22 protein-coding genes, 1 pseudogene and 1 riboswitch are annotated in these 22,103 nt (G+C 60.3%); of the genes and pseudogenes, 10 read left to right on the plus strand and 13 right to left on the minus strand.

All coding sequences use genetic code 11. From position 1 onward, the window contains the following. Positions 1-329 precede the first annotated feature (329 nt). Positions 330-2,345 carry an excinuclease ABC subunit UvrB gene (gene uvrB / locus BFP96_RS11735; protein ID WP_065936242.1) on the minus strand — a complete coding sequence of 672 codons (2,016 nt, stop codon included), beginning with the start codon at positions 2,343-2,345 and terminating at the stop codon, positions 330-332. A 342-nt stretch (positions 2,346-2,687) separates the two neighbouring features. Here uvrB and BFP96_RS11740 point away from each other — a divergent pair, with 342 nt between their 5' ends. Both BFP96_RS11740 and BFP96_RS11745 read left to right on the plus strand, forming a co-directional pair. Then, positions 2,688-3,884, plus strand: coding sequence for an amino acid aminotransferase (locus BFP96_RS11740; RefSeq protein ID WP_065894093.1), 1,197 nt, complete (start codon positions 2,688-2,690; stop codon positions 3,882-3,884). Between the two features lie 100 nt (positions 3,885-3,984). Continuing rightward, complete coding sequence (locus BFP96_RS11745) at positions 3,985-4,194, plus strand: hypothetical protein (RefSeq protein WP_043047518.1); 210 nt, start codon at positions 3,985-3,987, stop codon at positions 4,192-4,194. 143 nt (positions 4,195-4,337) lie between these two features. Here BFP96_RS11745 and BFP96_RS11750 read toward each other — a convergent pair whose 3' ends face one another. Continuing rightward, positions 4,338-5,210 carry a putrescine utilization regulator PtrR gene (locus BFP96_RS11750; protein WP_065894092.1) on the minus strand — a complete coding sequence of 291 codons (873 nt, stop codon included), beginning with the start codon at positions 5,208-5,210 and terminating at the stop codon, positions 4,338-4,340. 105 nt (positions 5,211-5,315) lie between these two features. Between BFP96_RS11750 and BFP96_RS11755 the strand changes: the two genes are divergently transcribed. Then, entirely contained in the window at positions 5,316-6,707 is a 1,392-nt protein-coding gene (locus BFP96_RS11755; RefSeq protein ID WP_065936243.1) for an aldehyde dehydrogenase family protein, read from the plus strand. Positions 6,708-6,865: 158 nt separating this feature from the next. Here the strand turns inward: BFP96_RS11755 and BFP96_RS11760 are convergent, their stop codons facing one another. Together BFP96_RS11760 and BFP96_RS11765 are read right to left on the minus strand one after the other, a co-directional pair. Further along, positions 6,866-7,165, minus strand: coding sequence for a protealysin inhibitor emfourin (locus BFP96_RS11760; RefSeq protein ID WP_065884129.1), 300 nt, complete (start codon positions 7,163-7,165; stop codon positions 6,866-6,868). Between the two features lie 28 nt (positions 7,166-7,193). Continuing rightward, on the minus strand, positions 7,194-8,255 hold the full coding sequence (locus tag BFP96_RS11765) for a M4 family metallopeptidase (RefSeq protein ID WP_065884131.1): 1,062 nt from the start codon (positions 8,253-8,255) through the stop codon (positions 7,194-7,196). A gap of 135 nt (positions 8,256-8,390) precedes the next feature. Here BFP96_RS11765 and BFP96_RS11770 point away from each other — a divergent pair, with 135 nt between their 5' ends. The 4 genes from BFP96_RS11770 (at position 8,391) to BFP96_RS11785 (ending at position 12,474) form a co-directional block, all read left to right on the plus strand. Next, on the plus strand, positions 8,391-9,320 hold the full coding sequence (locus BFP96_RS11770; RefSeq protein WP_065936244.1) for a DNA/RNA non-specific endonuclease: 930 nt from the start codon (positions 8,391-8,393) through the stop codon (positions 9,318-9,320). A gap of 72 nt (positions 9,321-9,392) precedes the next feature. Beyond that, positions 9,393-9,587, plus strand: a riboswitch (cobalamin riboswitch). A gap of 114 nt (positions 9,588-9,701) precedes the next feature. Beyond that, positions 9,702-10,712, plus strand: coding sequence for an ABC transporter substrate-binding protein (locus BFP96_RS11775; RefSeq protein ID WP_065936245.1), 1,011 nt, complete (start codon positions 9,702-9,704; stop codon positions 10,710-10,712). Beyond that, positions 10,709-11,713, plus strand: a complete 1,005-nt coding sequence (locus tag BFP96_RS11780) for a FecCD family ABC transporter permease (RefSeq protein ID WP_065894088.1) — start codon at positions 10,709-10,711, stop codon at positions 11,711-11,713. The genes BFP96_RS11775 and BFP96_RS11780 overlap by 4 nt, the downstream gene beginning before the upstream one ends. Further along, positions 11,710-12,474 carry an ABC transporter ATP-binding protein gene (locus tag BFP96_RS11785; RefSeq protein ID WP_065897880.1) on the plus strand — a complete coding sequence of 255 codons (765 nt, stop codon included), beginning with the start codon at positions 11,710-11,712 and terminating at the stop codon, positions 12,472-12,474. The genes BFP96_RS11780 and BFP96_RS11785 overlap by 4 nt, the downstream gene beginning before the upstream one ends. A gap of 181 nt (positions 12,475-12,655) precedes the next feature. Here BFP96_RS11785 and BFP96_RS11790 read toward each other — a convergent pair whose 3' ends face one another. From BFP96_RS11790 to BFP96_RS11810, 5 genes are all read right to left on the minus strand, one after another. Then, a complete protein-coding gene (locus tag BFP96_RS11790; protein ID WP_065894086.1) occupies positions 12,656-12,880 on the minus strand; it encodes a hypothetical protein in 225 nt (74 codons plus the stop codon). 30 nt (positions 12,881-12,910) lie between these two features. Further along, complete coding sequence (locus BFP96_RS11795) at positions 12,911-13,864, minus strand: alpha/beta hydrolase (protein WP_065936246.1); 954 nt, start codon at positions 13,862-13,864, stop codon at positions 12,911-12,913. Further along, a complete protein-coding gene (locus BFP96_RS11800) occupies positions 13,864-14,304 on the minus strand; it encodes a tryptophan-rich sensory protein TspO (protein WP_065894084.1) in 441 nt (146 codons plus the stop codon). The genes BFP96_RS11795 and BFP96_RS11800 overlap by 1 nt, the downstream gene beginning before the upstream one ends. A 128-nt stretch (positions 14,305-14,432) precedes the next feature. Next, on the minus strand, positions 14,433-14,996 hold the full coding sequence (locus BFP96_RS11805; protein ID WP_065894083.1) for a nucleotidyltransferase family protein: 564 nt from the start codon (positions 14,994-14,996) through the stop codon (positions 14,433-14,435). A gap of 115 nt (positions 14,997-15,111) precedes the next feature. Further along, entirely contained in the window at positions 15,112-16,068 is a 957-nt protein-coding gene (locus BFP96_RS11810; protein ID WP_065894082.1) for a GlxA family transcriptional regulator, read from the minus strand. Positions 16,069-16,184: 116 nt separating this feature from the next. On the opposite strand from BFP96_RS11810, the gene BFP96_RS11815 reads away from it, so the two are divergent. Continuing rightward, positions 16,185-17,186 (plus strand): SLAC1 anion channel family protein, encoded by a 1,002-nt coding sequence (locus tag BFP96_RS11815; RefSeq protein ID WP_065936247.1) that lies wholly within the window; start codon positions 16,185-16,187, stop codon positions 17,184-17,186. A gap of 143 nt (positions 17,187-17,329) precedes the next feature. On the opposite strand, the gene BFP96_RS11820 is transcribed toward BFP96_RS11815, so the two are convergent. The 4 genes and pseudogenes from BFP96_RS11820 to BFP96_RS11830 all read right to left on the minus strand — a co-directional run bounded on the left by BFP96_RS11820 (position 17,330) and on the right by BFP96_RS11830 (position 20,792). After that, a complete protein-coding gene (locus BFP96_RS11820; protein ID WP_065936248.1) occupies positions 17,330-18,367 on the minus strand; it encodes a GGDEF domain-containing protein in 1,038 nt (345 codons plus the stop codon). A gap of 163 nt (positions 18,368-18,530) precedes the next feature. Continuing rightward, positions 18,531-19,037, minus strand: coding sequence for a methyl-accepting chemotaxis protein (locus tag BFP96_RS31775; RefSeq protein WP_370671702.1), 507 nt, complete (start codon positions 19,035-19,037; stop codon positions 18,531-18,533). Between the two features lie 45 nt (positions 19,038-19,082). Next, positions 19,083-19,799, minus strand: a pseudogene (locus BFP96_RS31780) (PAS domain S-box protein); the annotation flags it as partial. Between the two features lie 99 nt (positions 19,800-19,898). After that, entirely contained in the window at positions 19,899-20,792 is an 894-nt protein-coding gene (locus BFP96_RS11830) for a helix-turn-helix domain-containing protein (protein ID WP_065894109.1), read from the minus strand. Between the two features lie 214 nt (positions 20,793-21,006). On the opposite strand from BFP96_RS11830, the gene BFP96_RS11835 reads away from it, so the two are divergent. Further along, positions 21,007-21,363, plus strand: a complete 357-nt coding sequence (locus tag BFP96_RS11835) for a hypothetical protein (RefSeq protein ID WP_065936250.1) — start codon at positions 21,007-21,009, stop codon at positions 21,361-21,363. Between the two features lie 344 nt (positions 21,364-21,707). After that, the gene (locus tag BFP96_RS11840) at positions 21,708-21,941 is read left to right on the plus strand and encodes a DUF6124 family protein (protein WP_065894077.1); all 234 of its coding nucleotides are present in this window, start codon (positions 21,708-21,710) and stop codon (positions 21,939-21,941) included. The last annotated feature ends 162 nt before the right edge of the window (positions 21,942-22,103 follow it).

Below are 22,103 nucleotides of genomic sequence, written 5' to 3' on the forward strand. Positions count from 1 at the left end.
CACACCGAGCATTAGCGAGGTGCCGAGTGGTGGGGCAAGAGCGTTTTGCTTACTTTTGCGCTTTTCAAAAGTGAGCCGCCGTCAGGGCGGAACCTTAAGCAGCCGTTACCGCAGAAACGGATATGTACTGGATCTGATCCAACATCCTGGTCGGTCCTGAGGCCGCCATCGGGGGCAAGCCCCCTCCCACATTTGGACCGGGATCGACACCAACATCCTGGTAGGCCCGGAGGCCGCCATCGGGGGCTAGCTCCCTCGCCACATGCCGGTGTCATATCAAAGCTGTGTAGATACCTATGCCCCGATGAGGCCAGTGAAGTCACCCCAGATCAAATAGCCAGCAACCGCTCGCGCAACTTGCCAATCTCATCCCGGGTCTGCGCCGCTGCCTCAAACTCCAGATCGCGCGCCAACTGATACATCTTCTCTTCCAACTGCCGAATTCGCTTGGTGATTTCACTCGGCGAGCGCAGTTCGTTCTCGTACTTGGCGCTTTCCTCGGCAGCCTTGGCCATGCCCTTGCGCTTCTTGCTGCGCGAGCCGGGTACGGTGGCGCCTTCCATGATGTCGGCCACATCCTTGAACACGCCCTTGGGGGTAATGCCGTGTTCCAGGTTGAACGCAATCTGCTTCTCGCGACGACGCTCGGTCTCGCCGATCGCCCGCTCCATGGAACCGGTGATGCGGTCCGCATACAGGATCGCCCGGCCGTTGAGGTTACGCGCCGCGCGGCCGATGGTCTGGATCAGCGAACGCTCGGAGCGCAGGAAGCCCTCCTTGTCCGCGTCCAGGATCGCCACCAGCGATACCTCGGGCATGTCCAGGCCTTCGCGCAGCAGGTTGATGCCCACCAGCACATCAAAGGTGCCCAGGCGCAGGTCCCGAATAATTTCCACCCGCTCCACCGTGTCGATGTCCGAGTGCAGATAGCGCACGCGCACGCCGTGGTCGGCCAGGTAATCGGTCAAGTCTTCGGACATGCGCTTGGTCAGGGTGGTGACCAGCACGCGCTCTTCCAGGGCCACGCGCTTGTTGATCTCCGACAGCAGGTCGTCGACCTGGGTCAGCGCCGGGCGGATTTCGATTTGCGGGTCGACCAGGCCGGTCGGTCGCACGACCTGTTCAATTACCCGGCCGGCGTGTTCGGCCTCGTAGTTGCCAGGCGTTGCGGAGACAAAGATGGTCTGCGGGCTGATGGCTTCCCATTCGTCAAAACGCATCGGCCGGTTGTCCAGCGCCGATGGCAGACGGAAGCCGTATTCCACCAGGGTTTCCTTGCGTGAACGGTCGCCCTTATACATCGCGCCGACTTGCGGCACGCTGACGTGGGATTCGTCGATCACCAGCAAGGCATCCGGCGGCAGGTAATCATAGAGTGTCGGTGGCGGCGCACCGGACTCGCGACCCGACAGGTAGCGCGAATAGTTTTCGATGCCGTTGCAGTAGCCCAGCTCCAGGATCATCTCCAGGTCGAAACGGGTGCGCTGCTCCAGGCGCTGGGCTTCCACCAGCTTGTTGTTGGAACGCAAATACTCCAGGCGCTCGGCCAATTCCACCTTGATGCCCTCGATCGCGCCCATCAGGGTTTCACGCGGGGTCACATAGTGGCTTTTTGGGTAGAAGGTGAAGCGCGGCAGTTTGCGAATCACCTCGCCGGTCAACGGGTCGAAGGCCGACAGGCTTTCGACTTCATCGTCGAACAGCTCGATGCGGATCGCCTCCAAGTCGGATTCGGCCGGGTAAATGTCGATCACATCGCCGCGCACGCGGAACGTCGCACGGGCAAAGTCCATGTCGTTGCGGGTGTACTGCAGGCTGGTCAGGCGCCGCAGCAGTTCGCGCTGGTCGAGCTTGTCGCCGCGATCAACGTGCAGCACCATTTTCAAATAGGTTTCCGGGCTGCCCAGGCCGTAGATGCACGAAACCGTGGTGACGATGATCGCGTCCTTGCGCTCCAGCAAGGCCTTGGTCGCCGACAGCCGCATCTGCTCGATATGGTCGTTGATCGACGCATCCTTCTCGATAAAGGTATCGGAGGACGGCACATAGGCTTCGGGCTGGTAGTAGTCGTAGTAGGAAACGAAATACTCCACCGCGTTGTTCGGGAAAAACGCCTTGAACTCGCCATACAGCTGCGCGGCCAGGGTTTTGTTCGGTGCCAGCACCAGGGTCGGGCGATTGATCTGCGCGATCACGTTGGCGATGCTGAACGTCTTGCCTGAACCGGTCACCCCAAGCAGCGTCTGATGCGCCAGGCCGGCCTCAATGCCTTCGACCATCTGGCGAATCGCTTCCGGTTGGTCGCCGGCGGGTTCAAAACGGGTGACGAGCTGGAAATCCGACATAACGTACCTCGTGTGGTCACCCCAGACTCAACACCGCCAGGGACGAAATAGCTCAGCAACCCACGAATAATCATCGCAGGTTGCAGGAAAAAACCATGATAGCCGTAGTAGTGGTGACGAAGGTGTCGGGTTTCAAGGCAAACGTCCTACCTGCCGTCCGGGATCAATCTGCAATAAGACTAACGGTGGGCAATTAAACCGAAAAACTTGGCCGAAAAGCCATTTCCGCTGTCGCCCTCAGCCGTGATGGCCTCTATACTAGCTCCCCGTTTGTGCACCGCTCTAGTGCAACCGGCTGGAGCGCGACACGTCCCTCCCTTCCCCCATAGAGCTGCCGCAAAAATGAGCCTGTTCTCCGCTGTCGAAATGGCACCACGCGATCCAATCCTGGGCCTCAACGAAGCATTCAACGCCGATACTCGAACCACCAAGGTCAACCTTGGCGTGGGCGTTTACTGCAACGAGGAGGGGAAGATTCCGCTCTTGCGTGCCGTTGCCGAAGCGGAAGCCATTCGCGTGGCGCAACATGCCGCCCGTGGCTACTTGCCGATTGACGGCATCGCGGCCTACGACAAGGCCGTGCAAACCCTGCTGTTCGGTGATAAGTCGCCGCTGCTCGAAGCCGGCCGTGTGGTAACCGTGCAGGCCGTGGGTGGCACCGGCGCGCTGAAGATCGGTGCCGACTTCCTCAAGCAGTTGCTGCCCGACGCCGTGGTGGCCATCAGCGACCCGAGCTGGGAAAACCACCGCGCGCTGTTCGAAACCGCCGGTTTCCCGGTACAGAACTACCGCTACTACGACGCCGCCACCCACGACGTCAACCGCAGCGGCCTGCTCGAAGACCTCAACGCCCTGCCGCCACAGTCCATCGTGGTGTTGCACGCCTGCTGCCACAACCCGACCGGTGTCGACCTGAGCCCGGCGGACTGGCAGAACGTACTGGACGTCATCAAGGCCAAGAACCTGGTGCCGTTTCTCGATATGGCCTACCAGGGCTTCGGCGACGGTATCCACGAAGACGCCGCCGCGGTGCGCCTGTTCGCGGAGTCGGGCCTGACCTTCTTTGTGTCCAGCTCGTTCTCCAAGTCGTTCTCCCTGTACGGCGAACGCGTGGGCGCCTTGTCCATCGTCGGCGACTCCAGGGAAGAAAGCGCGCGCATCCTGTCCCAGGTCAAGCGCGTGATCCGTACCAACTACTCCAACCCGCCCACCCACGGCGCGGCAATCGTTGCAGCGGTACTGAACAACCCTGAGCTGCGCGCCCAGTGGGAAACAGAACTGGGCGAAATGCGCCTGCGCATCCGCGGCATGCGCGAGCAGATGGTGGCGGAGCTGACCAAGGCCGCGCCAGGCCACGATTTCAGTTTTGTCGGGCGCCAGCGTGGGATGTTTTCCTACTCCGGCTTGAGCGTTGAGCAAGTCACCCGCCTGCGCAGCGAGTTTGGCATCTATGCACTGGATACCGGCCGCATCTGTGTGGCGGCGCTGAACCAGTCGAACATTGCTGCGGTCACACAGGCAATCGTTCAGGTGCTGTAAACCTGCAGGCGTTGAACGAGGGGGAAGCCAAGGGCTTCCCCCTTTTTGTTGGCGAACGCACTAGACTGCACACCGACTGTCCCTTTGCTGTGAGAGCCCTATGAGAAACGACGACCTGGATCTGCGTGCCGACCGCGACGAACTGCATGACTATGCTCCACGCGCGCCGCAAGCCAAGCGCCAGAAAAGCCTGGTGCTGCAAGTGGCGCTGGGGGTGTTCCTCGGTGGCCTGGCGTTGTGGCTGGTGCAACTGGGCGCCACGGCGATCATGGCCAAGCTGGCCATGGGCACCTTCCAATTCGGCGGCTGATCAAGAGCGAAACGTGGGAGGGGGCTTGCCCTGATGTTGTAGGAGCGAGCTTGCTCGCGAAAAACTCACAGCCACCGCGTTTATCCAGCAATTACGCGTTATCGTTGACGTTTTTCGCGAGCAAGCTCGCTCCTACGTTGGATTCAGGCTGCTGCAAGCCCGCGTTCCTCCAGCAGTTTTACGAAGCTGTTCAGGCTCTGCGACACCGTGCCCCGGCGCCAGATCAGCCAGGTATTCAACACACGGAAGTTTTCCGTCAACGGCCAGACGCTGACCGCCGCCGCCCCCGGCATGCTTTCCAGCATACTGCGCGGCATCAACGCCAGCCCTGCCCCGGCGCTGACGCAGGCCAGCATGCCGTGATAAGACTCAATCTCGAAGATTTTGCCCGGCACCGCACCGTCCTGTGAGAACCAACGCTCGAAGTGATGCCGATATGAGCAGTTGGAACGAAAGGTGTAGATGTTCTCGCCATTCACCTCCCGCCCCCGCGTGATCGGCGCATGATGCAGCGGCGCAATCACCACCATCTCCTCTTCAAACACCGCCACGCCCTCCAGCGTGGAGTGCAGCACCGGGCCATCGACAAAGGCCGCCGTCAAACGCCCGGACAGCACGCCTTCGATCATCGTGCCCGACGGTCCCGTGCTCAGGTCCAGCTCAACCTTGGTGTACTGCTGGTTATACGCCGCCAGCAACGCGGGAATACGCACCGCCGCGGTACTTTCCAGCGAGCCGAGGGCAAAGGCGCCCTGGGGTTCCTCCCCCGCCACCGTGGCGCGGGCCTCCTGTACCAGATCGAGAATACGCCGCGTATAGCCGAGGAAATTCCACCCGGCCGGTGACAGGCGCAGGCGGCTTTTCTCGCGGATAAACAATTCCACGCCCAGGTCCTGCTCCAGTTGTTTGATCCGCGTGGTCAGGTTCGACGGCACCCGATGGATCAACTGTGCGGCGGCGCTGATGCTGCCTTGTTCGGCAACGGCCTTGAAGATTTCCAACTGCACCAGATCCAATTCATTCTCCAACCGTGAATGTATTGCTTAATATTATTCAGTTTTCGGAAAACGTCCAGCAGCGTACGCTGGCTTCCATTCCCATCACCCCTGCAGGACGGTGCCATGAACGCTATTTCCCATCAGACCCACGCGTTGTCGATCAACCCGGCCAATGGCGAGACCGTTGGCAGCTACGCGTATGAAAGCCCGTCGCAGCTGGATGCCGCGCTCACCCGTTCCACCGCTGCCTTCCGCACCTGGCGCCGCCAAACCGTGGGCCGCCGCGCGCAATTGCTATTGGCTCTGGCCGGCGCCCTGCGTGACCAGGCCGAAGCCATGGCGCAGATGATTACCCTGGAAATGGGCAAGCCCATTGCCCAGGCCCGTGCCGAAATCGAGAAATGCGCCCAGCTCAGCGAGTGGTACGCGCAGCACGGCCCCGCCATGCTCGCGCCGGAGCCGACCCTGGTGGACAACGGCAGCGCGCGGATTGAATACCGCCCGCTGGGGCCGATCCTTGCCGTGATGCCCTGGAACTTCCCGGTATGGCAAGTACTGCGTGGCGCCGTGCCGACCCTGCTCGCCGGCAACACTTACGTGCTTAAACATGCGCCGAACGTGATGGGCAGCGCTTACCTGATGCAGCAGGCGTTCCAGAAGGCCGGCTTCGCTGAAGGCCTGTTCGAGGTCATCAACGTCACCACCGAAGGTGTGTCCAGCGCCATCGCCGACCCACGTATCGCCGCCGTCACCCTCACCGGCAGCGTGCGCGCCGGTATCGCCATCGGCTCCCAGTCCGGTGCGGCACTGAAAAAATGCGTGCTGGAACTGGGCGGCTCCGACCCGTTCATCGTGCTCAACGACGCCGACCTCGACGCCGCCGTACAGGCCGCGCTGATCGGTCGCTTCCAGAACAGCGGCCAAGTCTGCGCCGCCGCCAAGCGCTTGATCATCGAGGCTGGTGTGGTTGAAGCCTTTACCGCCAGGTTCCTTGAAGCCAGCCGCAACCTGGTGATGGGCGACCCGACCTCGCCTGCCACCTACATCGGCCCCATGGCGCGCTTCGATCTGCGCGATGAGCTGCACGGCCAGGTCCAGGCCACCCTCGACGAAGGCGCCACCCTGCTGCTGGGCGGCAACAAGGTGGCGGGCGCAGGCAACTACTACGAACCCACCGTATTGGCCGACGTCACCGACCAGATGACCTCGTTCAAACAGGAACTGTTCGGCCCCGTCGCGTCCATCATCACCGCCCGTGACGCCGACCATGCGGTGGCCCTGGCCAACGACAGCGAATTCGGCCTGACCGCCAGTATCTTCACCACCGACCCAGCGAAGGCACGAGACATCGCCGACCAGTTGGAAACCGGTGGGATCTTCGTCAACGCTTACAGCGTTTCCGACCCGCGAGTCGCATTTGGTGGCGTAAAGAAAAGTGGATTCGGCCGTGAGCTGTCGCACTTCGGCGTACGCGAGTTCTGCAACGCGCAGACGGTGTGGCTCGACCGTCAATAAACAGCCCTGGCTTCAACACACATCAAATGTGGGAGGGGGCTTGCCCCCGATGGCGGTGGATCAGCCAGACATCTGTCACTGACACACCGCTATCGGGGGCAAGCCCCCTCCCACATTTGGATCCAGACAACCTTGGGGGCCGTACCTATTCTAAGCAATCAGCGAATATGTCGCCGCACGCACTGCACCAACCCGTCCAGCGCCTGCGACTTCACCGGCGCCAATACGCACACGGTGTGTTCACGCTCGCCCTCGGTCACGGTGAGCGTGTAATGCACCTGCCCAGGATTGCCGGAGGGTTGAGTACTTTGCGGCAACTGGAAAAACTTCGACTGCTCGATCAGTTGCCGCAACTCCTGCTGATCCTGCTCGGGCAGTGCATCGAGCTCGACACTGCGAGGTTTGGCCAAGCCCGGAAAGAACGCCGGGCCGCCGTTTTCCTTGATCGAGATTCGCATGGCTGTTCCTCACCGCCCTGGCGGAGTGTCAGACGTTGATACCGACCGCTTTCCAACCTTCCTTCACGGCCTTCTGCTCATCCTTGTTCGCGCCATAAAGGCGCCCGGCGACATCGTAAGTGATACGTGCAAAACGCAGAAACCCCGAGTTCGGCCGCAACCGCGAATCACGCAGGGCGTCATACCAGATACGCCCGGCACGCTCCCAGGCGAACCCGCCAATACGGGTAGCAACCTGATAGAACGCATGGTTGGGGATGCCGGAATTAATGTGCACGCCACCATTGTCGTCATAGGTTTGCACAAAGTCATCCATATGCCCCGGCTGCGGGTCCTTGCCCAGCAATTTATCGTCAAACGCGGTGCCGGGGGCCTTCATCGAGCGCAGCGCGGTGCCTTTGATCTTTTTGGTAAACAGCCCCTTGCCGATCAGCCAATCGGCGTCCTCGGCCTTTTGCTTTAGCGCGTACTGCTTGATCAGCGATCCGAACACGTCCGACAGCGATTCGTTCAACGCACCCGACTGGTTGAAGTACATCAACTTGGCTTCATCCTCGGTCACCCCGTGCGCCAACTCGTGACCAATCACGTCCAGCGCCACGGTAAAGCGGTTGAACAACTGCTGGTCGCCATCACCAAAGACCATCTGGGTCGAGTTCCAGAAAGCATTGTTGTAGTCCTGGCCAAAGTGCACGGTGGCATCCAGCGCCATCCCGGCATCGTCGATGGAATTGCGATCGAACACCTGGTCGAAAAAATCGAAGGTCGCGCCCAGGCCGTCGTAGGCCTCGTCCACCGCGGCATCACCGCTGGCGGGTTGCCCTTCGCCACGGATCAGCTTGCCGGGCAGGCTGTCGGTGTTGTCGGCGCTGTAGATCGAGCGCTGCTTCTCGGCGCCCGCCAGCAGCGCCATGCGGGCCGGGCCTTTGGCGGGCACGGCGACCATGCGCAACGAGCGGAACGTGCTGTCCTTGGCGCGCGTGCGCAGCGCAACCTCGCGCTGGGCTTTGTCACCGTGGCGCGCGATCTGGTCGAGCATGTACGGCGGGATCAGGCAGAAAATCGGATTTCGCGGGTGGCGAACACACATAAGCTGGCTCCTTTTTGGCGTGTGGTGAACGGCCGGTTAACGACTTCAGGATAGACGCGCGTCCGCCGCCTGGGACAAATTGTCATGAAATCATGTTGCAGTCGTGTTTATCCAAGGCCCATCAGGAAATCCCCCATGCCCGCACGTCACGTCAAAATCGACCTGTCCTACCGCCCAAGGCTTGCCGACCTTAGCCCTCTGATCGCGCCCGCCCCTTCCCTGCTGGAGGCCAGGTCCGCAACTCCGCGCGTCACCGCCGCCAAGGACCTGCAAAACCGGCGCGGTTACGCCGAGGATTTTCTCGGTAGCTTCGCAGTGCCCTGGCCCACGCTGGACACGGCCCTGGCAGGCGATGCCCAGCCCGGACGCCTGGACTACACGCACTTTTCCATCAGCATGTCGCGCTCGCGACGCCTGGCGCTGTATGTCGGCGTCAACATCGACGGCGACAAGCACGTGGATATCGTGCGCAGCAACGACACCTGGGCCTACGATGGCCGCCTGCCCCTCGACGCCCAGGTGGGCGAAGACCTCTACGCCGGTAATGGCCTGGACCGTGGTCACCTGGTGCGGCGCCAGGACCCCAATTGGGGGGACGAGGCGAATACCGCCAACCTCGACACCTTCCACTTCACCAACTGCTCGCCGCAGATGAGCGGCTTCAACCAGAAGACCTGGCTGGAGCTGGAGGACTACATCCTCGACAACACCCAGCGCTGGAAAGCCCGCGCCAGCGTTTTCAGCGGCCCGGTGTTCGCCGACGACGACCGCGTGTACCGTGGCGTGAAGATCCCCCAGGCGTTCTGGAAAGTGGTGGCCTACCTCAGCGACGACGGCAAACCCTCCGCCAGCGCCTACATGATCGACCAACGCAACGAACTGGGCCAACTGGACCTGGTGTTCGGTCCGCTCAAAACCTACCGGCGCAGCGTGTTGCAGATCGGACAACTGACCGGTATCCGCTTCGGCAACCTGGCCGACTACGACGGTTTCAGCAACGAGGAGCGCGCCACGGGGACGCGGATCGAAGCGCTGGTGCGGGGGCCGCAGGATATCCGACTCTGACCACGGCGCACCGGGGCCCCGCGTTATCGTTGACGGCCTTCGCGAGCAAGCTCGCGCCTACAGGTCGTGATCGACTACCATAGCGCCGCCGGTTCCCGCACGGGACTAATAGGGAATTCGAAACGTCGTCCGCGACGTCAATCGAAACTGCCCCCGCAACTGTAGGTGCTGAGCCTGCTCCCCACTGCCACTGGACGTTGTCCGGGAAGGCCGGAGCCTGGCGACGACGCATCAGTCAGGAGACCTGCCGGCCAAGTGACTCACTAACCGGCGGGGTGTCCGGGAAGGCCATCCTTGTGCTGCCCGGCCGGCAGCGCGTGTGGGTGTATTTCCGAACCGTTCCTGCCTTGCTTCATCGACGGTTCAAACGGAGATTGCCCCATGCTGCCACGCGTTACGGCCCTGATCATCGGCCTGGGTGCCTGCACCCTGGCCCAAGCCGCACCGACCCACTACCCGCTGACCGTCGAGAACTGCGGCAGCTCGATCACCTTTGCGCAAGCCCCTGCACGCAGCGTGACCATCGGCCAGGCCGCCACCGAGATGCTGTATGCGCTGGGCGTGGGCGATAAGGTGGTCGGCACGTCGCTGTGGTTCAACGATGTACTGGCGCAGTACAAGGCGCAGAACGCCAGCATCGAGCGCCTGGCCAATAACGAGCCGAGCTTCGAGGCAGTCATCGCCAAGCGCCCGCAACTGGTGGCCGCCGAGCTGGAATGGGTGGTTGGCCCCCAAGGCGTTGTGGGCACCCGCGAACAGTTTCACGAACTGAACATCTCCACCTACCTGCTGCCCTCCGACTGCGAAGGCAAGGACAACCTGGTGGGCGCCGACGGCACGCGGCTGGAGCCGTTTCGCATCGAGACGATCTACAAGAGCCTCAGCCAACTGGCCGAGATCTTCGACGTGCAGGCGCGCGGCCAGCAACTGACCGATGACCTCAAGGCGCGCCTGGCCAAGTCGATCGCCACCGCGCAGGGCAAAGGCTTGAAACAGGCCAGCGCGCTGGTGTGGTTCTCCAGCGCCGAAATGGCCAGCGACCCGTACGTGGCCGGTCACAAAGGTGTTCCGCAATTCATGCTGCAAACCCTTGGCCTGCGCAACGTGGTGCAGTCCGACGAAGAATGGCCGGCCGTCGGCTGGGAAACCATTGCCAAGGCCAACCCTACCTTCCTGGTGATCGCACGCATGGACCGCCGTCGCTACCCCGCCGACGACCATGAAAAGAAGCTGGCCTTCCTGCGCAGCGACCCGGTAACGCGCAACATGGACGCGGTAAAGCACAACCGCATCATCATCCTTGACGCCCTGGCGCTGCAGGCCAGCCTGCGCACTTTCGACGGCCTGGAACAACTGGCCGCCGCCATCGACGGCTACAACCTGCCGCAATGATACGCACCCTGCTCGCCCTCACGCTGCTGTTGATCGCCCTGCTTGCCGGCGTGGCCATCGGCGAAACCGCTATCTCGCCGCAGGTGGTACTCCAGGTGCTCGCCAACAAACTGTGGGCGGCCGGCTACGTGCTCGACCCCATCGATGAAGGCGTGGTGTGGAACTACCGCCTCACCCGTGCCCTGGTCGCCGGTGCCTGTGGCGCGGGCCTGGCAACCTGTGGGGTGATCCTGCAGTCGTTGCTGCGCAACCCGTTGGCCGACCCGTATCTGCTGGGCATCAGCGCCGGCGCCTCGACCGGTGCGGTGCTGATCGCGCTGATCGGGGTGGGCGGCGGGCTGATTTCGTTGTCGGCCGGCGCCTTTGTCGGCGCCATGGCCGCGTTTGCCCTGGTGATCCTGCTGGCGCGGGCCAGCGGCTCGTCCAGCGGCACCGGCCAGATCATCCTGGCCGGCATTGCCGGTTCGCAGTTGTTCAATGCGCTCACCGCGTTCCTGATTACCAAATCCGCCAGTTCCGAACAGGCCCGCGGCATCATGTTCTGGCTGTTGGGCAACCTCAGCGGTGTGCGCTGGCCATCGGTGTGGCTGGCGGTGCCGGTGGCGGTAGCGGGGCTGGCGGTATGCCTGTGGCACCGCCGTGCGTTGGATGCGTTTACCTTCGGCACCGACTCGGCGGCCTCGCTGGGCATCCCGGTGCGCCGCGTGCAGGTTGTGCTGGTGGGCTGCGCGGCGGTGGTCACGGCGGTGATGGTGTCGATTGTCGGCTCCATCGGGTTTGTCGGGCTGGTGATCCCCCATGCCGTGCGCTTGATGCTCGGCACCGGTCACTCGCGCCTGCTGCCGGCCAGCGCCCTGGGCGGCGCCTTGTTCCTGATCGCGGCGGACGTGCTGTCGCGTACCCTGATCAAGGGCCAGGTGATTCCGGTGGGCGTGGTCACGGCACTGGTCGGTGCGCCGGTGTTCGCGCTGATCCTGATCGGTCGGAGAAATGCACGATGACGGTACTGAGCTGCACCGGCCTGGGCTTCAAGGTGCGTGACGCCGAGTTGCTGTGCGATATTCATCTGCAGGTGCAGTCGGGGGAAACCCTCGGCATCGTCGGGCCGAACGGCTCGGGCAAATCCACCCTGCTCAAATTGCTCGCCGGCTTGCGCACCCCGGCCAGCGGTGAAGTACAGCTGGACGGCAAGCGCCTGGGTGAGTTGTCGCGCCGCGCCATCGCGCAGCAATTGGCGGTGGTGGAACAACAGGCCGACACCGACGACGCCATCCGCGTGTTCGACGCCGTGGCGCTGGGCCGCACGCCGTGGCTGTCGGCGTTGAGCCCATGGTCCGATGACGACGACCGCATCGTGCGCCAGGCCCTGCACGACGTGGACGCCACCCACCTGAGCCACCGCGCCTGGCGCAGCCTCTCGGGTGGCGAACGCCAGCGCGTGCACATCGCCCGCGCGCTGGCGCAACGGCCCCGGATTTTGTTGCTGGATGAACCGACCAATCACCTGGATATCCAGCATCAACTGACCATCCTGAAAGGTGTACAGGGTTTGCCGGTCACCACCTTGATCGCCCTGCATGACCTGAACCAGGCACTGACCTGTGATCGCCTGGCAGTGCTGGACCGTGGGCGCCTGGTGGCACTGGGCACGCCGCTGCAGGTGCTGACGCCGGAGCGGTTACACGAGACGTTCGGGGTACAGGGGCATTACCTGACGGACCCGTTCGACGGCGCAAAAATCCTGCGCCTGCGCTGCAGCTGAACCCTGTGACGGCGGCACAGCTGGCGGTGATTCACATGTGGGAGGGGGCTTGCTCCCGATGAGGGCGAGTCAGCAAAAGCGTCAATAACTGACCCACCGCTATCGGGGGCAAGCCCCCTCCCACATTGGAGCACCAGAGGGCCAGTGCATCGGTGTCGCCTGCCCTGACGGATTGGCAGGCTCATACCACCTTGATATGGGTGATTCCCACCACCTGCGCCTGCTCGAGGATTTCCTCCGGCGTCGCATCCGCAGCAGGCAGGATCAAGCCGTTTTCCGCATCACCAAAATGCAACTGCAGCAAATGCACCGCCGCTTCATGCACAGGCAACTCGGACTGTTTGAGGTCAAATGCATGAGTGCGCGGTTCGTCATTGAACCGGTAGTTCAAGGTGTAAGCAGGCATTGGGGAATCCTCATAATGAGAAACAACTGATTAACCTGACTCAGCGATCAGTTTTTTAGTTCCCACACGATGCAGGTGCTGCGTTATCCATTTGCGACTGTACGCCAACACGCTGTCCGCCAGCGCCACCGGAAAATGAATGAAGCCATGGGCCGATTCCGGCAGCAGATGCGCTTCTACTCCGCTCCAGCGTTCGGCGATCAGCAGCGTGTCATCCTTGAGCGGGTCCAGCTCGCCCACAAACATCAACGCCGGCGGCAGGCCGCAGAAGTCGCCATACAAGGGTGACAGCGGCGGCTGTCGACGTGCTTCGTCGGTGATGTCCGGCGTGAGCAGGCGCAGCGCCGCAACCATGCCCGGCCCATCCAGCAGCAGCGTCTGCGGCCCGGCCGCGCGCACGCTTGGCGTGCCGGTCAAGTCGTAGACCCCGTAGTACAACACCGCGCCAGCGACGCGTTCGAGCAACGCCGGCCATTGCTTGAGCGCCAGCAACGTCGACGCCGCCAAATGCCCACCGGCCGACTCGCCGACGAAAAATACCGGCAGGCCGGCAAACTCCGTGCAGTCGGCCAACAACCAGCGCGCAGCGGCCAGGCAGTCTTCGAGCAGCCCCTCGACCGGCGTGTCGACCGCCAGCCGGTAGTCCACCGACACCACCGCCACGCCGCAGGCGCACACCATGCCCAGGTTGAGGTCGTCGTTCATCTGCGCATTGCCGATCACCCAACCGCCGCCGTGGATGTCCAGCACTACGCCTTTGGGCGCACCCTCGGGCCGCATGATGCGCACCGGCACGCCGCCGACCAGCCTGCGCTCCACCACCGGGGCCTTCTTGAAACGCTGACTGGTTTGCAGCAGCGCCTGGATCACACGGGGGGTGACGCGGTTGCGAATTTTAAAGCGCGGCATCCACGACAGCTTCTGATTGAAGCGACGCATCTGGGCCAGTTCGGCCTCGCTGGCGGGCCAGGATTGGTAAGCCATCAACGGTTATTCCGCAAAATCGAGAAGTTCAACGCCGCGGCCACACACAGCCAGGCGAGGTAAGGAAACAGGATCAAGCCGGTAATCAGGTCCAGGCGCACCGCCAGCACCACCATCGCCGCCACGGTCAGCCACAGCAGCACAATGATCACCATCCCGGCGAGCAAGCGGTGCGCGCCGAAGAACACCGGCGTCCACAGTGTATTCAACGCAATCTGAGCCGCCCACAGGGCCAACACCGTTTCACTGCCGGGGATCAGGCTCAAGCGGTAACCGGCCCAGGCCAGCAACAGGTAGATGAGGGTCCACGCCACCGGGAACAGCCAATTGGGCGGGGTAAAGCTGGGCTTGACCAGGGATTCGTACCAGGCGCCTGGTTTGAAAATCACACCGGTACTGGCGGCGGCGGCGCAAGCGAGCAGGAAGATGAAAAAGGTCATGGTCGGTCCTTGAGAGGCAATGGTGGAAAGCAACGCAGTCTTTTCCAGTGACTCGAACGGGCGCGCATAAATTCCCTATACGCGGCAAAAATGACAGGCAGGCCATCTGTTCAATATGCCGTGAAAAATCAGTCCGGCTCCACAATCCTGAGCCAGGGCCAGCGCGCCTGATAACTCCCGGCCTTGCGCAGAAACAGCTCAGGCTCGGCATGCACGGGGTTCATGCGCAGTACGCCGTGCTCCAAATCCGCCAACCCATAAGGCGCATACACCTCACCGGTGGCAATGTCCAAAGCGATGCACGTGCCCGCCACCAGATACCGGTCCACCCCCTGCCTGGCCGAGTGCAATTGCGGGTATGGCCGGCTAAAGCGCTGCCCATACCAGAGGTGAACGCGCGCCTGGTTCTTGACCTCCACGTTCACGCCCAGGTCCTGGAACAACGCCTCGGCCCTTCGAATCACCGCATCCTCCGCCTCGTAGGACAGGTCTTCATCGAAGTAGAAAACGTCATAGTCCTTCACCCCCCCGTCCGCCGGCCGCTGCGCCTGATGATTCCACACCGCCTGGAACAGGCAGCCCGCCGTGAGCATGCACTGCGGCACGTCCAACGCCGGCAAGCGCGCGGTGATCTCGACGTTGATGGGGTTGGCCATGGCCAGTTCGAGGAAGGTGTTGACGGTCAATGTCATGGAAACTCCCAGGTAATCCGGCTCGAATTTGTTCGCCGAAAACGCCCTATCTGCGTTTACGCGCCAGGCCTTCCGCGTGAGTGTTATCGGGCCAGAAGCGCGCGCTGAAGTAAGATTACACCGATGAAAAGCGCTTTCGGTAATCACTTGGCCCCACGCCGAGACGCCGCATGAATGCCCTTCTGAACCCATCCGTATTGGCATAGCCGACGGTGTCGGCCAAGCGTTTGAGTGATACGTCCGAGCCTTCGATCAGCCGCCTGGCCGTATCGATCCGCGCCAGTTCGACAAATTCGGCCGGGGTCGAACCGGCTTCGGCCTTGAAGATACGGGCGAAGTTGCGCTCACTCATACCGGCGCGGGCGGCCAGGACGGGTACGCTCAAGTCGGTCTTCAAGTGCTCCACAACATAATTCTGCACGTCTGCGATCACGCTGCGTTCGGCGGTCTGCGCCGCCAGGTGCGCGCTGAACTGCGATTGCCCGCCAGGCCGCTTGAAGAACATCACCATTTCACGGGCAACGCTGAGCGCCAGTTCTCGGCCGTGGTCTTCTTCGACCAGCGCCAACGCCAGGTCCATGCCCGCTGTGACCCCGGCCGAGGTGTAGATGTTGCCATCCTTGATATAGATGCTGTCCGGGTCGACGCGGGTGTGCGGGTACTGCTCCGCCAGTTTTGCGCTGGAATTCCAGTGAGTGGTGACATGGCGGCCGTCGAGCAGGCCAGCGGCGGCCAGCAGAAAAGCGCCGCTGCAGACCGAGCCGATCCGACGTACGGATTTCGCCTGCCGGCGCAGCCAATCCTGCACCACAGGGTCATGCGCAATTTCGTCGATGTGGGGGCTGCCGGCCACGAGCAAGGTGTCGATCCTGCCTTTATGAGTTTTGAAGGTTTCGTCGATACCCAGCTTCAAACCACTTGAGCTTTTGATCATCCCCTTGTCGGCACCGATCACTTCGACCCGATAGGCACGTGGATTGCCCAGTTGCCTGGCTGCTTCGGCAAAAACGTCGGCAGGGCCGACGACGTCCAGCAGTTGCACGCGGGGGAATGCCAGGAGCGTTATGCGCATGATGTCTGTCCTCGTCGACTAATTGGCTGAATACGTCGCTATACAACTCTTTCAGCCAGCGGCTCATTTGGCTGAAAATAGCCTCAACAGCAAATTCAGTCAAACAGGAGACTGCCATGAACACTGCATCCCCCCCCAGCGCCGCTGCTGCTCAAGCGGTACACACCGGCACGACGTCCATCAAGAACCTGCCTGTCAATTTGTTTGGCTCGGTCATGGGCTTGGCCGGCCTGAGCCTGGCGTGGCGCTTGAGCGGGCAGTATTACGGCGTCGGCGGCGCGTTGGGTGAAGCGATTGGTGCCCTGGCCGGCTTGGTATTCGTGGTGTTGACCTTGGGTTACCTAACCAAATGGGCGAGACATCCTGGCGCGGTGAAAGCCGAGTTCAACCATCCGATCGCCAGTAACTTTTTTGGCACCGTCACCATTGCAATGTTGCTGCTGTCGGCAGTCGCCGCGCCCCGCAATGAATGGCTCGGACAGGCGCTCTGGATACTGGGGAGCTTACTGACCGTGTTGCTCGCAGGCTTCGTGGTGTTGCGCCTGTTGTCGGGCAACCAGGACGCGTTGAATGCCGTACCTGCCTGGCTGATTCCAGGTGTTGCCACCCTCGATATCGCGGTCACCGGCGCGCACATGCCCATGGCCTGGGCGGCTGAGTTCAACCTGTTTGCCCTCGCCGTGGGTGCGGTGCTGGCGCTGGTTTTCTTCACCCGGATTTTTTCGCGACTGGTGCATGAAGCCCCTCTGGCCAAAGGCATGGTGCCTTCGCTGATGGTCCTGATTGCACCTTTTGAAGTAGGTTTCCTGGCGTACACCAATGTATTCGGCGAGATCGACCGGTTTGCCAGCGTGTTGTTCTACTTCGGCCTGTTCCTGTTCGTGGTGCTGAGCTTCAAAGTGTTCCGTCGCGATGTGCCCTTTGCCCCTTCGTGGTGGGCAATCAGCTTTCCCATCGCAGCCCTGAGCAATGCGGCGCTGAAATATGCACATGCCCAGGAAAGCAGCGTGCTGACAGTCATCGCCGCAGCGATCCTGCTGTTCCTCACGGTGGTACTCACCGTACTGATGGTGAAAACCCTGATCAGCCTGTTCAGCGGCAAACTGCTTGCCAACTGACCGTTTACCTCCCTTTGGCGAGCCTTCATCGGCTCGCTTTTTTTTGCCCCACAGGTTTCATCGACTGACGCGACCGCCGGTATGGCGCACGCCAGCACCGTCCCTGCCCTGCGCAACCACGTGCAACCGGAGCCCCCTCATCATCATTTAGTCGCAGGAAGCAGCGGCTTGATGCGTTTGCCATTCTGAAAAACTCGATCTTTACCGTCATGCTTGGCTTTATACATATTGATGTCCGCACATTTGAGCACCGCTGACATGTCCGATGTCGCCGAGAACGGCGCGACCCCCGCGCTGCAGGTGTATTGATGCGGAGGCAATACGCTGCAACGGATGTTTGCCAGTAAGCGCAACGCATATTCATGGGCGACGGCGTCATTGTCCCCCAGCAACAAGACACCGAATTCCTCCCCGCCGAGCCGCCCGACACTGTGGCTGCCTGGAGTCGATTTCAGACAAGCGGCCATGGCGCATAAAATCTTGTCGCCCACATCGTGACCGTACTGGTCGTTTTTCTGTTTGAAACCGTCAATATCCAACATGATGAAATACCCGCTGCGACCTCCCGCCAATGCACTTTGGAAGGTCGCCATGAAGGCGCGTCGGTTGAGAATGGAAGTAAGAAAGTCGGTCTCCGCCAATGTTCTGAACTCGCTTTCCACCAACAGGACCGAACGCATGTTCCTTAAATAGGTAAAGCTAAGGGTAAAACCAACAGACATGGAAGCGATGCAGAAAATGGCGAGATACACTTCGAGTCCGCGATACAAACCAACGTCAAGCGTGGGCAACATGATTACCCAAACCAGCAGCGCAGACAGGAAATAGTCTTGAACCGCAACAAACAGGATGGCGCTGCTCACCACGATGATTACAGCAAGCGGAAGTGTGAAGACGCGCAGCTCCGCATTGGCATCAATGACATGCGCAAAACCCAATGACAACAACACAATATAAAGAACGCCAAGCACTCTCCAGATCCAGAAGTGAGCGGTTATGCGATGAACATACCAGACCCCTAACAGCGACAGCGTGATAATAATGTTTGGCAGGTCCAGCGTCGTCATGGGATCTATCAGCAGAACCCCTATCCAGGCAATCAGCCCCACCCTTTCAATCATGTTCACAGCGGGTGATAGCAGTGTTCGCATTCTTGGTCTGATCTTGAAAATCGCCGGCATCCTGAAACTCCTTTGCCAAAATGACTTGGATGTAGTTTAAATGTCCGGGTAAGCGTTAATCCATGACGCAGACGATCCTCGACGGGTAACACCCTCCTTAATCAGAAAATGCATATAACACTGCGTCGGCTACGTAAACACTATTGCGCAGCACGTTGAGAACTTAATCCAGGTCGCTGGTGACCCTGCCAATGGCTTCCACGACTTGCCTGGCACCAAGCTGGATATCAGCCATTGCCACGCCTGCCTGCTCGGATAATTTCAGCAAAACGTCAGCCTGGTCTCTGCTGCACTGGACACGCACTGCGGCTTGAGCGGCCAATTCACGGTTTTGCCGTACCACGCCCGTAATTTCCTGCGTGGCTAAACTGGTGCGGCCGGCGAGTTTGCGCACTTCATCCGCCACCACCGCAAAACCTCGTCCGTGTACTCCAGCGCGTGCCGCTTCGATGGCAGCGTTAAGCGCCAACAAGTTGGTCTGGGTGGCAATGGCGCCGATGGTATCAACGATGGAGCCGATCAACTGCGACTGGGATTCAAGCGCGGTCATGCTGTCGTTGACTGAGGCCATCTGTTGCGCAATAGTTTGGGCACCATGTACCGAGTCCGCGACCAGTTCCATACCTTTGTTAGCTTTTACATCGGTAGCCAACGACACGTCATAAGCCATTGTAGCGGCGCGCTTGACCCCATCGGCTTTCTCCACTTGCGCGGTCACCACGCTGGCGAATTTGGCTATCTTATAAACCCGGCCGGCAGCGTCCTTGATGGGATTGTAAGTGGCTTCCAACCACACCACGTTTCCGCTTTTATCCACCCGGCGAAAGCGCCCGGCGTGAAACACGCCTTTGTTTAAAGTCTTCCAGAACTCGGCGTAATCCGCCGAAGCCACGTCCTCCGCCAGGCAGAAAATACGGTGATGCCTGCCCTCTATCTCGGCAAGGCTATAACCCATGGCCTGAACGAAAGACTCGTTGGCATAAATGACTTCACCCGCAAGGTTGAATTGAATCATCGCCATCGAACGGTTCAGCGCGCTGAACATTTCGATAGCCTCCCGTTCGTCTTGGGCAGGAGGGGGCGCAACGACGCCGTAGCCCTGAAATGTGCGGTTTGCTGCCGTAATCCAACCGATGTCGAGCGTCACAGCACGGCCGTCGGCGGCACGATAGCGTTGCCGTTCGATGGCGCACAGGTTCGGGGCGAAATCGTTGTGCGGCTCATCCGTGATATCACTCACTGTCATATTCGACAGTTTTTCCAGCGAATACCCCAGCGTCGCCGCAAACCGCTGATTGGCCGAGATAATTCGCCCAGCCCCATCAACACGTATGGAGAGAAAGACCGATTCGATGCTGGCGAGCGTACCCAGCGACGTCGTCAGTTCCTCCTGGCAGTCAAAGAGAGCATTCTTGATTCGACGATTGAACACACTGACCTCCGGTATGAGCGAGTGTAAAAAAGGACAATGCTGGTGGTTAACACTGTTTTCGAGAGGACGACCGAATAAAACAAGGCGCTTATATCGGGCTCACGCCCTCAATAAACTGCAAGTATCCACAGAGCTATTCTTAACCGGGTCCTCAGCCACACCCAGCTCCATACTCACCCGCGTGATTGCGAAACATATCGACATGGCCCGCCTCATTAACTCAACAAACGCCGGACTCAATACAATCAGACGTTTATCGCATTTGAAGTAGCCCTGTAACTCGCCCTCTTTGATCATGCGTTGCATGTGCGTTTTTGACACGCCAAGACATCGCGAGAGCTCCACATAGGACGACACTTTGTAACCGGTTTCCAGCGACCCGTTGCGCAAGGCATCCGTGTACAGCGCGAGCATTGGCAAATGACCGCCATCGCGATTAAGAATCCATTTTGCCTCAGGTAAAAGTTTATCAAGCAGGAAATCCGACTCCAGTATTCTGGTAAACCCCCGAGCATAGATTCGTAATAAATCCACGGACGTTGCCAAGCTCGGGAACCAACTGTCGTAAGGAAGGATCATCTGCGATGGCAATAAATATGACTTGATGATCGGCGTGGCATCGCGCAATGTTTTATCCGTGGGTTGAAAACAACGCAGACGTCCATCTTGAACGTGGAGCTGAACGTTCATATAGCCGCTGACCACTAGAAAGGAGAAATAGGCATCCAGGCTGTTGCGAGACATATAGCCGCGTTTCTGGCAAAAAGCTTTAACTTCGGACAAGGGAACTTGTTCATCTTTGTAGCCAAAGCCGATTAAAGACAGCGCGACCATGAACCTGTCATATTTCAACAGATTTTTATAGAAAAAAGGTTTGCCCCGATAGCTTTCCATTATCAAATCGAAATGAAGGAGCATCGCTTCATCTATATTGCCTCGGGTCATTTCGGTACTGGTCTCTTTCAAATACTCAAGCAGATCAGCTGTCTTCATCGACGTCAAACGACCCTCTCTATATAGAAACAATTTTTACTGCTCACAATGCCGGTAGTATATGCATATTCCAACGGCTGGCTGATTCACCCCAAAAATGTTTTACGGCCTTGCCTCGCCTCAAGCGCGTTCGATTGATGGCGCGTCTGATCGACAAAGCAGAGTCGGACAAGGCCGGGCCTGCCCCACGCAACCATGCACAACCGGAGCCCCGATGCCGCTGACCAAACGCGACTGCGCCCGCCTCGAACGGCAACTGATCGCCGCCCTCACCGAGGCCTGCGAAACCGCCAAAGCCGAAATCCCGGGCTTCGACTGGCTGACCCACACCGTCGACTACAGCGCCTTCCCCCAAAGCCTGCGCGTGACCTGGGTATTCGACACCCGCGCCAACAAGGCACTCGCCCTCAGTTGCGGTGCCGACCAACGCATGCGCGAACTGACCGCCACGGCGCTGCACGAAGCTGGCATCCCACCCTTGCCGATGGAGCGCTGCGTGCACTTTGATTGCGAAGAAGACTGTCGCCTGCAACACGCGGGCGACTGGCGTGCGCGGCTGGCGCGTCGCTAACCTGACCTGATGCCGAAGCCCGCAGGAAAAATCCCAACCCCCTGCGACGCCTTGCTCCATTGCCTACGCATGGGTCAGAATTCGCCGGCTTGTGCGCTGGGATGGCTGTGATTAAGGTGGCTCGGTCGCTGAATGTCTCGGCGATCGGGTTTAGTAGCCTGAGTTCGGGTATCTATAAGTGCATGAGCGTCATCAATCAGACATTGCGTCTGTGCCTGATGGTGGCTGTGCGTAGGGCGCCTTCGGGCGCGCCGGCTTTAGATATCCACCGGTCTACTAACCTGCGTACAGCTGCCACCCACCGTTTAGTAGCGGAAGGTGGTTGCACCACTCAGGATATCTTCATGTTCAAAGCAGACTCAGCAACGCTCTTCAGCGTCGCGCCCAACGCCACCAACGAAACCCTCATCACCAACAGCTATGAAACCTTCACCAGCGTCAGCACCCTGCTGCTCGACCTGTCCGAAGACCTCAACGGCAAACACCGCGACATCGCCCTGGCGATCCACCAACTGAGCGAACTGGGCGTACTGCTCACCGCCCGGCTGCTCGACCACGAAGTGCCGTGCGCTGGCTGATTTTCAAGCACCCAACTCGAAAGACACTTTACTCGCCGAGTCGTTGTACACACGTACGACGACGCGGCGATTTGCTTTTGATGGCTGCGTCGAATGACACAAAATGCGGCAGCTTTCGGCCAGAAGCGGTCATTCATACGCGTCTACCAAGTTGGCATTCAG

Origin of the sequence: Pseudomonas sp. 34 E 7 (assembly GCF_900005715.1) — a bacterium.
In the GTDB taxonomy this organism is placed as follows: domain Bacteria; phylum Pseudomonadota; class Gammaproteobacteria; order Pseudomonadales; family Pseudomonadaceae; genus Aquipseudomonas; species Aquipseudomonas orientalis_A.